Below are 11,440 nucleotides of genomic sequence, written 5' to 3' on the forward strand. Positions count from 1 at the left end.
TACCGCATGCCATGACAGCTCGGAGATACGTTATGTCGACTGCAACGGTGGCCAGAAATGCAGCCTTGCCCTCCAGACATTTCGATGTTCCCGTCGAAGGCATGACCTGCGCCTCATGCGTGGGCCGCGTCGAGCGGGCGGTCCTTGCCGTGGAGGGCGTTGACAGCGTTTCGGTGAACTTGGCGACTCAGCGGGCCCACATCGCCGTCAGCTCTGGAAAAGTCGATACCGCGGCTATCGATTTGGCCATCCGAAAGGCAGGCTACGAACCGAGGGAGACCATCGTCGTTCTGAGTATTTCGGGCATGACCTGCGCCTCTTGCGTCGGACGTGTCGAGCGCGCGCTTGCGGCGGTACCGGGCGCCCTCGAAGCCACGGTCAATCTTGCGACTGGGCGGGCCTCTGTGCGCGTGCTGGGCGGCTCGGAAATGACATCAGAACTCGTCAAGGCGGTTGCCGCCGCCGGCTATGACGCCGAACAGGCCGGAGACGCGGTGGACACCTCCGACCGCGAGCGTCGGGCGCGCGACGCCGAGCTGTCGGAACTGCGCCGTGACGTCACGATCGCGGCCATCGCGACCCTGCCGCTGCTCGTCTTCGAGATGGGCATGCACATGTCCGAGGCGCTGCATCATTTTCTTGCCGGCTGGGTCGGCGAGTTCAACATCAAGGTGCTTTCGTTCCTGCTCGCCGGCTTCGTGATCGCGGTGCCTGGCCAGCGCTTCATTCGGAAGGGGTGGCCCGCGCTGATGCGCGGCGCGCCAGACATGAACTCGCTCGTCGCGCTCGGCACGACCGCCGCCTTCGTCTACTCCAGCGTCGCGACGTTCATGCCCGGCCTGCTGCCGGATGGCACCAATTACACCTATTTCGAGGCCGCCGCGGTAATCGTCACGCTGATCCTGATGGGGCGTTGGCTCGAAGCGCGCGCCAAGGGCTCGACGAGCGAGGCCATTCGCCGCCTACTGTCGCTCCAAGCCAAGTCGGCCCGCGTGCTGCGAGACGGCAACGAGATCGATGTCGCCATCGAGACCGTGGTCGCGGGCGACGTCGTGATCGTGCGTCCAGGCGAACGCATCCCCGTCGATGGCGATGTCGTATCGGGATCATCCTATGTCGACGAGGCGATGATCACCGGCGAGCCGATCCCGGCCCGAAAGCAACCCGGTTCTGCAGTCACGGGCGGGACAATAAACGGCGCGGGCGCCTTCCGCTTCACCGCCGAGAGAGTCGGGGCCGATACGCTGCTGGCGCAGATCGTGCGCACGGTCGAGGCTGCGCAGGGCTCGAAACTGCCGATCCAGGCGCTCGTCGACAAGGTGACGATGTGGTTCGTCCCAGCCGTCATCGGACTGGCTCTCCTGACCTTCACGGCCTGGTTAGCGTTCGGTCCAAGCCCCGCGCTGTCGTATGCGCTTGTCAACGCCGTCGCCGTGCTGATCATCGCCTGCCCCTGCGCGATGGGGCTGGCGACGCCAACCTCGATCATGGTCGGCACCGGCAAGGGCGCCGAACTCGGCATCCTGTTCCGGCAGGGCGTGGCGCTGCAGAGCCTCAAGGATTCGACGGTCATCGCCCTCGATAAGACAGGCACGCTGACCAAGGGCCGGCCGGAGTTGACCGACATCGCCGTCACGGAAGGGTTCAAGGAAGACGAGGTGCTGCGCCTCGTCGCCTCGGTGGAATCCCTCTCCGAGCATCCTGTGGCCGATGCGATCGTCGCCGGTGCGCGGCAGCGCGGGCTGGGGCTGGCCGAGCCGGCGGACTTCTCCAGCGAGCCCGGTTTCGGTGTCGCGGCAAGTGTCGAGGGTCGTCGCATCGAGGTCGGCGCCGACCGGTTGATGCGGCGGCTGGGCCTCGATCTATCGGCGTTCGCCGAGCAGGCCGCGCAACTTGGCAACGCGGGCAAGACGCCGCTTTACGCCGCGATCGACGGCAGGCTCGCGGCCATTATAGCGGTTGCAGACCCCGTGAAGGAGACGACGCCCGCCGCAATCGCCGCGCTGCACCAGCTGGGCCTGCGCATCGTTATGGTCACCGGCGACAACGCACGCACGGCGCAGGCCATCGCGCGCCGGCTCGGAATCGACGAGGTCATCGCCGAAGTTCTGCCTACCGACAAGGCCGAAGTGGTCAAGTCGCTACAGGCCGGAGGCGGCCGCGTCGCCTTCGTGGGGGACGGGATCAACGACGCGCCGGCGCTGGCGCAGGCGGATGTCGGCATCGCGATTGGTACTGGGACAGACATCGCGATCGAGAGTGCCGACGTCGTCCTGATGTCCGGCGATCTGGAGGGAGTCGCCAAGGCCATCGCCCTGTCGCAGGCGACGATCGCCAACATCCGCCAGAACCTCGTCTGGGCCTTTGGATACAACGTCGTGCTCATCCCCGTCGCGGCCGGCGCGCTCTACCCAGCCTTCGGTATCCTGATGTCGCCCATGTTCGCCGGCCTAGCCATGGCCCTTTCGAGCGTCAGCGTCCTAACCAACGCCCTGAGGCTCAAGCGCTTCGGCGGGTCGAAGCGGGTGGAACCGAGCCCGACGAGGCCGACAGCGCTAGCCGCTGCGCAATGAACTCGCCACAGTCATAGGAGACATCGACATGAACATCGGACAGGCGGCGACGGCATCCGGCGTGACGGCGAAGATGATCCGCTACTACGAGAGCATCGGCCTCATCGAGCCGCCAATCCGGACGGAGGCCGGGTACCGGATCTACGCGACCGAAGAGATTCACGAGCTTCGCTTCATCAAGCGAGCTCGCACGCTCGGGTTCTCTATCGAGGAGGCCCGCCAACTTCTGGCGCTCTGGCGCGACAAGAGCCGGGCGAGCGCCGACGTAAAGCGCTTCGCGATGAAGCACGTGCGCGATCTCGAAACTAAGATCGAAGAGCTTCAAGGCATGTCGCTCACACTCCGGCATCTCGCTCGGACCTGCCACGGCGACGACCGCCCAGAATGCCCGATCCTGGCCGATATGGCGCTACCCGGATACGATCAGCCGCCCCATGAGCAATAGCGGGGAGGGTCCAAGGCTTACCCCAACCGCGCGTCCGACAGCCGAGTGAGCGGTGGTGGACCCTCCCGATCACTGCCACCTGTCGGCCCGTCACCGCACGCGGATCTCAGTCCCTGCAGTCAGTGCTTGGAATTGCCATGGCCGCCATGTACCGGTTCCGGAACAGGCGCGGCGCCCATGCCGCATAACCCCGCACAACATCGTACTGGACATGCGTCACCACGCACCAGTTTTATTGGCGGACACGCACTGGATGATCGGGCTGATGAATGCCGGATCCGATGCGCAGTTGCTTCGAAACAGTCCCCGATCCGCCGCCGGACTCAGTTCGGGCCCGCTGTCGGAGGTCCACAGCAGGCCGCCGCTGACGACTTTCCATCGGCGGCCTGAATCGGAGGACAGGGCGTCGCGCCATAGGAACAGAACACGCAGCAGTCTCCTTCCAGCGGTCTCAGCAGCACGCCGCAACTCTTGCACTCGTAGAAGAACCAGCAGGCGTCGATGGGCATCGTCTCTGTCGCCTGATGGGAGCAGTGCGGGCAGGTCAGCGTCGATTGAAGTTCCATGAAAATCACCGCGCCAGCTTGAGCAGGGCTGGCTCGACGTAAGGGCCCCACACCAGAGCCAGTCCGATGACCAGAGAGCCGACGCCGAGCAGCCCTATCGTGCGGCCCGATCGCTCCAGTTTGGCGCAGGTCTCGCCATCACATCTCGCGCTGCGACGTCGCCAGAAGAAAAATGCCCAGCCGAGGGCCAGCATGACCGCCGCGCCGGCGATGAGAAACGGCCGGATATTGGCCAGTACCGCAAGGCCGCTGAAGACCGCGCCGGTCACGCCAAGCCCTGCAAGCGCCATCGGCAAGACGCAGCAAGAGGATGCGATCAGAGCTCCGGCTCCGACGACGAGGCCCGTCCCCGCCAGGACGCCCGTCGAGGGCGCCGGGAGAGGCTTCGTCGCGCCAGATTGTCCGAGTTCAGCGCTGATCATGAATAGCTCTCCGGTCCGATCCATGTCACTCTGCCTCCGGTAGCCACTACGGGATCAAGCCCCCTATGCTCACGAAGGCGCGAGGCCTTGCCGCTGGACAGCTTGCGAAAGCCGCAGGCGTCAATCTCGAGACGATCCGCTACTACGAGACCATCGGGCTGATGCCTGCGCCGCCCCGCACGCCGGGCGGTCATCGCGTCTACGATGACGTCCATGTCAGACGGCTGGCTTTCATTCGCCGAGGGCGCGGGTTGGGGTTCAGCATCGAAGAGGTTCGCGCCCTCCTGGTCCTGAACGACCCCCGCCATGGCTCCTGCGCGGAGGCCAAGGACATCGCGGCGACGCACCTGACCGAGGTGCGTCACAAGCTCGCGGACCTGACGAGGCTGGAGAGCATCCTCGCCGCATCCGTGGCGCGATGCACCAGTGAGCCGCTCGCGCAATGTCCCGTGCTCGACATGCTCGGACCTGAAACCTCGCTACCGCGCGCTGGAATGACGACGCACGATAGCTCACTGGACAGGCTCTGACACGACGGCCATACTGGAGGCTGTGCCCGACTTGACGCCGCCATCTGTCGAATTTGGCCTTGACAGCCCGGCCGCCGCCTTCGGCAGCCCCCATCCCTTTACCAGCCCGTAGATCGCCGGAATCACCAGCAGCGTCAGCACGGTCGAGGAGACCATGCCGCCGATCATCGGGGTGGCGATGCGCTGCATCACCTCAGAGCCCGTGCCGGTGTTCCACAGGATCGGCAGCAGGCCCGCCATGATCGCGATCACGGTCATGATCTTGGGCCGCAGCCGCTCGACCGCGCCCAGCGTGATCGCCTCTTGCAGATCGGCGCGTGTGAACGCGCGCCCTTGCGCCGCGCAGCGCGCGCGCACCTCCTTCAGCGCCTGGTCGAGGTAGATCAGCATGATCACCCCGGTCTCGGCCGCGACGCCCGCCAGCGCGATGAAGCCGACCGCGACCGCCACCGACATGTTGAACCCCTGCCACCAGAGTAGCCAGACGCCGCCAACCAGGGCAAAGGGCAGCGACAGCATGACGATGAGCGTTTCGGTCAGCCGGCGGAAGTTGAGGTAGAGCAGCAGGAAGATGATCGCCAGCGTGACGGGAACGACGATCTTGAGCCGCGCCTCGGCCCGCTCGAGATATTCGAACTGCCCGCTCCAGGCGACGCGATAGCCGGTTGGGAGCTGGACGGCTTTCGCGATCGCTCCTTGCGCCTCGCGGACATAGCCGCCGAGATCGCGCCCGGCGATATCGACGAAGATGTAGATCGCAAGTTGGCCGTTCTCGGTGCGGATCGTGGTTGCACCGCGCTTGCGCTCGATTTTCGCGACCTCGCCAAGCGGGATCGAACCGCCCGACGGCATCGTCACCTGAACCTCGCGGGCGATCGACTGTGGGTCGGAGCGCAAGTCGCGTGGATAGCGGATGGTGACGCCATAGCGCTCCCGGCCCTCGACCGTCGTCGTGACAGTCTCTCCGCCCATCGCCATCACCACCGCGCCCTGCACGTCGCCGACCGAAAGCCCGTAGCGCCCAAGCGCGATCCGGTCGGGCACGATGTCGAGGAAATAGCCACCAATAACGCGCTCGGCATAGGCGCTGGTGGTGCCCGGCACGGCCTTCAGAACGGTCTCGATCTGGCGCGCGACGCCTTCCATCTTCGTCAGATCGTCGCCAAAGACCTTGATGCCGATCGGGGTGCGGATGCCGGTCGCCAGCATGTCGATTCGGGCGCGGATCGGCTGCGTCCAAGCGTTCGAGATGCCGGGAAACTGCAGCGCCTTGTCCATCTCGGCCTTGAGCGTGTCGGCGGTAACCCCTGTACGCCATTGCTCCTGCGGCTTCAGGTTGATGATGGTCTCGAACATCTCCGTCGGGGCAGGGTCCGTCGCGGTCTGGGCCCGCCCGGCCTTGCCGTAGACCGAGGCAACCTCCGGAAAGGATCGGATGATCTGGTTCTGGGTCTGGAGCAGTTCGGCCGCCTTGGTCACCGATATGCCCGGCAGGGTCGTGGGCATGTACATCAGCGTGCCCTCGTTCAGCGTCGGCATGAACTCCGAGCCGAGCTGCCGCGCCGGCCAGACGCTGACGCCGAGCACGGCGAGCGCCAGCAGGATCGTCAGCGTTTTGGCCTTGAGCACGCCCTTGATCAGCGGGCGGTAGAGCGCGATCAGTGCCCGGTTGATCGGGTTCCTCTGCTCCGGGATGATCCGGCCGCGCACGAAGACGACCATCAGGGCTGGTACCAGCGTCACCGACAGGACGGCGGCGGCTGCCATGGCGAAGGTCTTGGTGTAGGCGAGCGGCCCGAACAGCCGGCCCTCCTCGCCCTCCAGCGTGAAGATCGGCAGGAACGAGACGGTGATCACGAGCAGGCTGAAGAACAGCGCCGGCCCGACCTCGCTGGCCGCCTCGATAATAATCTCGATGCGCGGCTTGCCCGGCGGCGCGCGCTCGAGATGCTTGTGGGCGTTTTCGATCATGACGATGGCTGCGTCGATCATCGCGCCGACCGCGATCGCGATGCCCCCCAGGCTCATGATGTTGGAGCCCAGCCCCAGCGCCTTCATAGCCGCGAACGCGATCAGGATGCCCACGGGGAGCATCAGGATCGCCACCAGCGCGCTACGCAGATGCAGGAGAAAGACGATGCAGACCAGCGCGACGATGACGCTCTCCTCGATCAGCGTCACCTTCAAGGTCTGGATCGCCCGCTCGATCAGCTGCGAACGGTCGTAGACCGGCACGATCTCGGCTCCGCCCGGCAAGGTCGCGGCGATCTCGGCGAGCCTCGCCTTGGCGCGCTCGATAACGCCGAGCGCATTAGCCCCGAAGCGCTGAAGCACGATGCCGCTGGCGACCTCGCCCTCGCCATTGAGTTCGGTGATGCCGCGCCGCTCGTCGGGCCCGAGCTCGACGCGGGCGACGTCGGCGAGCCGCAAGGGCGCGCCGCGCTCGGTCCGGAGCACGATGTTCTCGATATCGGCAATCGACTTCAGATAGCCGCGCCCGCGCACCACGAACTCGAACTCGGCCAGCTCGACGGTCCGTCCGCCGACATCCATGTTGCTGTTGCGCACGGCCTCGCGAAGGATCGACAGCGACACCCCTTGCGCCCGCAGCCGGACCGGATCGACCACGATGGCATATTGCTTGACGAAGCCGCCGACGCTGGCGACCTCGGCCACGCCCTCGGCGCGCGAGGCGGCGTAGCGCACCAACCAGTCCTGGACCGAGCGCAACTCGGCCAGCGACATATTCTTGGCCATGACGGCATACTGGTAGACCCAGCCGACGCCGGTTGCGTCTGGCCCCAGCGTCGGCGTGACGCCGGCCGGAAGCCGGCGGGCAGCGGCGTTGAGATATTCGAGCACGCGCGAGCGCGCCCAGTACGGGTCGGTGCCATCGTCGAAGATGACATAGACGAAGGAGACGCCAAAGAAGGAGAAGCCGCGCACGACGCGGGCCTTCGGCACCGTCAACATCGAGGTCGTCAGCGGATAGGTGACCTGATCCTCGATCACCTGAGGGGCCTGGCCGGGATATTCGGTGTAAACGATGACCTGCACGTCGGAGAGATCGGGGATGGCGTCGAGCGGCAGCGTCCGGACCGCATAGACCCCGGCCGCGACAGCGAACGCCGTGGCGACGAAGACGAGGACGAGGTTGCGGGCAGACCAGGCGATCAGGCGGGCGATCATGGCTTTGGTTCCGCAGGCGTCGTCTCAGCCCCTTTTGCCTCCGGCGTGCCGAGCCCGCTCAGCGCAGCTTTCAGGTTGCTCTCCGCGTCGATCAGGAAGTTGGCCGAGACAACGACGCGATCGCCATCCTTCACACCCTCGCTGATCGTGACCATGCCTTCGCCGCGCTGGCCAAGCTGGACCTCGCGCGGCTCGAAGCGGCCCTCGCCACGATCGAGGATGACGACGCGGCGCGTGCCAGAGTCGATCACGGCACTATCGGGGACAGCGAGGACCAGACCGAACTCACCGGAGCCGATCTCGACATCGGCGTACATGTTGGGCAGCAGCATGCCTTCGCGATTGTCGATCTCGATGCGAACCTTGGTGGTCCGCGTCGCCTCGGCTACCTGCGGATAGATCAGGCCGACCTTGCCCGCGAACTCCGTTCCCGGCCGCCCGCGCAGGCGGATCGTGGCCGGCGCGCCGATGCGGATCGCGGCCAGATCGACTTCCGGGACATCGGCCAGCACCCAGATCGTCGAGATATCGGCCAGCCGGAACAGGCTGTCGCCGGACGCCATCTTCATGCCGTCGACGACGTTGCGCTCCAGCACGATGCCGTCTCGCGGAGCCGACCAGACGATCGTCAACGGCACCTTCCGGGTCCGCTCGATCTCGGCGACGATTTCAGGCTGCACGCCCAGGTTCTCCAGCCGCTGGCGCGCGCCGCCTTCGGGCACGCCTCGCCCGGAGGCGTTGAGTTCAGACACGAACTGCGCGCCCGCCGCCGTGATCTCGGGCGAATAGATTTTGACCAGACGATCCCCCTTGGCGACGCGGTCGCCGGTGGTGACCGGCGCCACCTCCTGGATGAAGGCGTCCGAGCGCGTCGCGACGACGGAGACGCGGCGCTCGTCGAGCTGCACCGTGCCGGGCACCCGGATCGGCCGGCTGATCGCCTGGCGGACGACCGGCTCGGAACGTACGCCGCTGCGCTGGATGCGTCCGGGCGAAAGCTTGATCACCTTGTCGTCGGCCTCTTGGCCTGCATAGACCGGCAGGTAGTCCATCCCCATCCAGTCCTTTTTGGGTATTGGGGAGGTGTCGGGCAGACCCATCGGGTTGCGGTAGTAGAGCAATTTTCGCTCTGCCCCGGTGGTCGTGGCTGTCTCGGCGACCGTCTGCGCCGACTTTGCCGCAGCCGGATCGAAGCTGATTTCTTCGCTGGCGCTGACGGGCAGGAAGTCGCGACCGTCCTCGGTTTTACGGGGTTCGGCCGCGTAGAATGGCGCGCCGTCTGGATGGCGGTAATAGGCGATCGGCCCTGTGGCGGCGGCTGGCCCCGCTTGGGGTGCGACCGGCGATCTGGCGATGAATGCATGATGGAGCCGGTCGAGGCCAGGCAGGACGAGCCCGCGCGTTCCGGCGGCATAGCCCCCCGCGCCCGCCGCCGTAACGGCGGCGAGAGCGAGGATCGAGAGCAGGACTCGCTTCATGGGGTGGCCTTCAGGATCAGACGGCTTTCGACCGTGCCGTCCTCACCCTGCACCTTGGCCCCCAGCGAAAGCCGCCAGCCGCCCTCCATGGTGAGGTTGGTCCTGAAGCTGTAGCTGCCCGGCTCGGTCGCAGGCACGGGCTCGAGCTTCGAGGCCATCGTGGCCATGCCGTCCGGCTCCATGTCGATGCGGCTGGCGAAGATCACCGCGTCGGGCACCGGCTTGCCGGTGCGTTTGTCGACGAGCCGGACGGTGACGATGACGCCGTGGCCCTGCTTGAGTTCCTTTTGCGTGAGCTGGAATTCGTAGTCCTTGATGTCGGCGAAGGCCGGAAACGTGGAGAGGACGAGCGGAAGCGCGGCGGCGAGCGCGCGCAAGGACTTGATGGAAAACATGACGGATATCCCGAATGGATAAGGCTGCCGCGCTTGAGCACGGCTCGTTGCGTGGCGCGGGGCCACAGCTCACCGACCGCCCGGACAGCGCCGTGCGGGCGGAGCAGGCGCTGGCGCGCCGGCGATGTATCAGCTTCGGGGGGGTCTCGCGGGCGGCGCGAAGCTCTGCGACGTGCGCTTGGCGTCGTCGCCGAGAGGAGCGACGACAGCCATGACCGGGCCAGCAATTGCGACAGATTTGGTCGTTCCGCCCGCGAAACACTTGGCGAGGCAGAAGGTCAGCGCCGGGCAGTTCGTCGTGCAATCTTTTGGACCATCCTGATCCGACGGGCAGCACGGCATGCCCGCTTCCATTCTCTGCTCGACGCCAGCGGAGTCACGCGCCATGCCGGCGGTCGCCGGGCTGACATAGGCCGCAAGAACGCCGGCCGTCAGAAACAGGGCCAGGATCAGTGCATGCGTGACTAGCCGGAGCTTCATGAGTGCAGAATGTCATGTCAGTGTCGCCGGCAAAAGGCCGGCGGCATCAAGATTGCGTCAATCAGTCGTTATCGCAACTGAACGGCCAGTACAAACTTAACGGCTGCGGGTCGAATTTCTCGAGTACCTCAGATCGCTGCCGCATGCCGCAAGGCCTCCTGCTGGCGGAGAGTCACGTTAACGGACGTCTTAACGTTGCCATCCTGAAGATGCTTACGTGGACCGAGGCGCCGTCGATCCGTCCGAATACCTCGAAGCCGGTGCCGACCAAAGCTATCGATGCAGAGGTTGGCGGTTGTTTAGATCGTTGCGAATAGCTGTAGCGGCAACAGCAGCCTGTCCCGTGGCATAACTTATCTGGTCGAGCCCCTCGACTACGTCGCCCGCGGCATACAGGCCTGGTATATTGGTCCTTTGCTTGGCATCGACGGTTACGCATCCTCGACTGGAAACTATCGACTCCAGTCCAACCGCAAGATTGCATCGGACCTCGCTGCCCAAGGCCGGGTAGATCGCGTCGAATTCGATGTTTTTGTTGGGCATGGCCACCGCGATCGTCCTCTCCCGGAGATCAAAGGCAAGACAGGGCCCTGCAAGCAGCTTGATGCCAGCCTTGTGGACGCGTCGTCGCTGAGATGCATCGAGATCGTGCGGGCCGTAAGGCGAAATCAATGTTACATCAGCCGTGAAGCTGCGCAGGAACTCGGCCTCATTGAGCCCGTTCGCAGCGGTGCCGATGACGCCGACGCGGCGATCCGTCACTTCGAACCCATCGCAGATCGGACAGTAGCGTATCAAGCCGCGCGACAGTGCCTGGGCATGCATATCATCTGCCATGGCGGGACGGCGGTTCACAACGCCGGTCGCCAGCAGAACCGTGCGGGCGCGCAGGATCAAGTCCCCGGCCATCGCCACGAACAGATCGCCATCTCTCGTCAACGAGGTCACCTCGGCGGCTATATAACGGGAGCCATATTGCTTGGCCTGAGCCTTCATGCGCGCCAGAAGCTCTGATCCCCCTATCCCGTCGGGGAAACCGGCATGGTTGTGGCTGACGGGGATCCAACTCGCGCGGCTTTCTCCACCGTCCACGACCAAAACAGACAGATGAAACCGGGCCAGATAAATCGCAGCCGTCAGACCGGCCGGACCGCCGCCGATCACAAGGCAGTCGAGGTTGCGGGCCTCGTTGGTCACGAGCGGCGCGCTGTCTGCTCCTAGCAGGCTGTTGAAGAAGTCAGACGCGTTCGCAGACGAAGCCTGACTCGTCGCCGTTGTGGATGTAGAAGTGCCCGACGAGGCGGCCGGCGGTGCCGATTGCGGCCCATCCGCAACCGCAGGCGGGATCATTCTCGTCGTGTC

At 65.4% G+C, this 11,440-nt stretch carries 10 protein-coding genes; 3 read left to right on the top strand and 7 right to left on the bottom strand.

Translation table 11 applies throughout. From position 1 onward, the window contains the following. Window positions 1-32: 32 nt before the first annotated feature. Window positions 33-2,573 carry a heavy metal translocating P-type ATPase gene (locus tag Q8S38_RS15650; protein ID WP_291820708.1) on the top strand — a complete coding sequence of 847 codons (2,541 nt, stop codon included), beginning with the start codon at window positions 33-35 and terminating at the stop codon, window positions 2,571-2,573. Window positions 2,574-2,601: 28 nt separating this feature from the next. Beyond that, window positions 2,602-3,018, top strand: a complete 417-nt coding sequence (gene cueR, locus Q8S38_RS15655; RefSeq protein ID WP_291820706.1) for a Cu(I)-responsive transcriptional regulator — start codon at window positions 2,602-2,604, stop codon at window positions 3,016-3,018. Window positions 3,019-3,341: 323 nt separating this feature from the next. Here cueR and Q8S38_RS15660 read toward each other — a convergent pair whose 3' ends face one another. Further along, on the bottom strand, window positions 3,342-3,584 hold the full coding sequence (locus tag Q8S38_RS15660) for a GDCCVxC domain-containing (seleno)protein (RefSeq protein ID WP_291820703.1): 243 nt from the start codon (window positions 3,582-3,584) through the stop codon (window positions 3,342-3,344). Between the two features lie 5 nt (window positions 3,585-3,589). Further along, the gene (locus Q8S38_RS15665; protein WP_305681347.1) at window positions 3,590-4,030 is read right to left on the bottom strand and encodes a mercuric transporter MerT family protein; all 441 of its coding nucleotides are present in this window, start codon (window positions 4,028-4,030) and stop codon (window positions 3,590-3,592) included. A 41-nt stretch (window positions 4,031-4,071) separates the two neighbouring features. Here Q8S38_RS15665 and Q8S38_RS15670 point away from each other — a divergent pair, with 41 nt between their 5' ends. After that, a complete protein-coding gene (locus Q8S38_RS15670; protein ID WP_291820697.1) occupies window positions 4,072-4,536 on the top strand; it encodes a MerR family transcriptional regulator in 465 nt (154 codons plus the stop codon). Here Q8S38_RS15670 and Q8S38_RS15675 read toward each other — a convergent pair. From Q8S38_RS15675 to Q8S38_RS15695, 5 genes are all read right to left on the bottom strand, one after another. Beyond that, on the bottom strand, window positions 4,519-7,725 hold the full coding sequence (locus Q8S38_RS15675) for an efflux RND transporter permease subunit (protein WP_291820694.1): 3,207 nt from the start codon (window positions 7,723-7,725) through the stop codon (window positions 4,519-4,521). The two genes, Q8S38_RS15670 and Q8S38_RS15675, sit on opposite strands and share 18 nt — an antisense overlap. Beyond that, the gene (locus Q8S38_RS15680) at window positions 7,722-9,203 is read right to left on the bottom strand and encodes an efflux RND transporter periplasmic adaptor subunit (protein WP_305681348.1); all 1,482 of its coding nucleotides are present in this window, start codon (window positions 9,201-9,203) and stop codon (window positions 7,722-7,724) included. Before Q8S38_RS15680 ends, Q8S38_RS15675 begins: the two co-directional genes overlap by 4 nt. Then, window positions 9,200-9,598, bottom strand: a complete 399-nt coding sequence (locus tag Q8S38_RS15685) for a FixH family protein (protein ID WP_291820689.1) — start codon at window positions 9,596-9,598, stop codon at window positions 9,200-9,202. The genes Q8S38_RS15680 and Q8S38_RS15685 overlap by 4 nt, the downstream gene beginning before the upstream one ends. Window positions 9,599-9,727: 129 nt before the next feature. Further along, entirely contained in the window at window positions 9,728-10,078 is a 351-nt protein-coding gene (locus Q8S38_RS15690) for a hypothetical protein (RefSeq protein ID WP_152013997.1), read from the bottom strand. A gap of 273 nt (window positions 10,079-10,351) precedes the next feature. Continuing rightward, window positions 10,352-11,275 (bottom strand): NAD(P)/FAD-dependent oxidoreductase, encoded by a 924-nt coding sequence (locus tag Q8S38_RS15695; protein WP_291820679.1) that lies wholly within the window; start codon window positions 11,273-11,275, stop codon window positions 10,352-10,354. Between the last annotated feature and the right edge of the window lie 165 nt (window positions 11,276-11,440).

The organism is Allobosea sp., assembly GCF_030695125.1.
Taxonomy (GTDB): Bacteria; Pseudomonadota; Alphaproteobacteria; order Rhizobiales; family Beijerinckiaceae; genus Allobosea.

Excerpts from the sequence above, each read along its gene's own strand:
- Q8S38_RS15685 (WP_291820689.1), bottom strand. The coding sequence starts at position 9,598 with ATGTTTTCCATCAAGTCCTTGCGCGCGCTCGCCGCCGCGCTTCCGCTC.
- Q8S38_RS15665 (WP_305681347.1), bottom strand. The coding sequence starts at position 4,030 with ATGGATCGGACCGGAGAGCTATTCATGATCAGCGCTGAACTCGGACAA.
- Q8S38_RS15680 (WP_305681348.1), bottom strand. The coding sequence starts at position 9,203 with ATGAAGCGAGTCCTGCTCTCGATCCTCGCTCTCGCCGCCGTTACGGCG.
- Q8S38_RS15675 (WP_291820694.1), bottom strand. The coding sequence starts at position 7,725 with ATGATCGCCCGCCTGATCGCCTGGTCTGCCCGCAACCTCGTCCTCGTC.
- Q8S38_RS15650 (WP_291820708.1), top strand. The coding sequence starts at position 33 with ATGTCGACTGCAACGGTGGCCAGAAATGCAGCCTTGCCCTCCAGACAT.
- cueR (WP_291820706.1), top strand. The coding sequence starts at position 2,602 with ATGAACATCGGACAGGCGGCGACGGCATCCGGCGTGACGGCGAAGATG.
- Q8S38_RS15690 (WP_152013997.1), bottom strand. The coding sequence starts at position 10,078 with ATGAAGCTCCGGCTAGTCACGCATGCACTGATCCTGGCCCTGTTTCTG.
- Q8S38_RS15660 (WP_291820703.1), bottom strand. The coding sequence starts at position 3,584 with ATGGAACTTCAATCGACGCTGACCTGCCCGCACTGCTCCCATCAGGCG.
- Q8S38_RS15670 (WP_291820697.1), top strand. The coding sequence starts at position 4,072 with ATGCTCACGAAGGCGCGAGGCCTTGCCGCTGGACAGCTTGCGAAAGCC.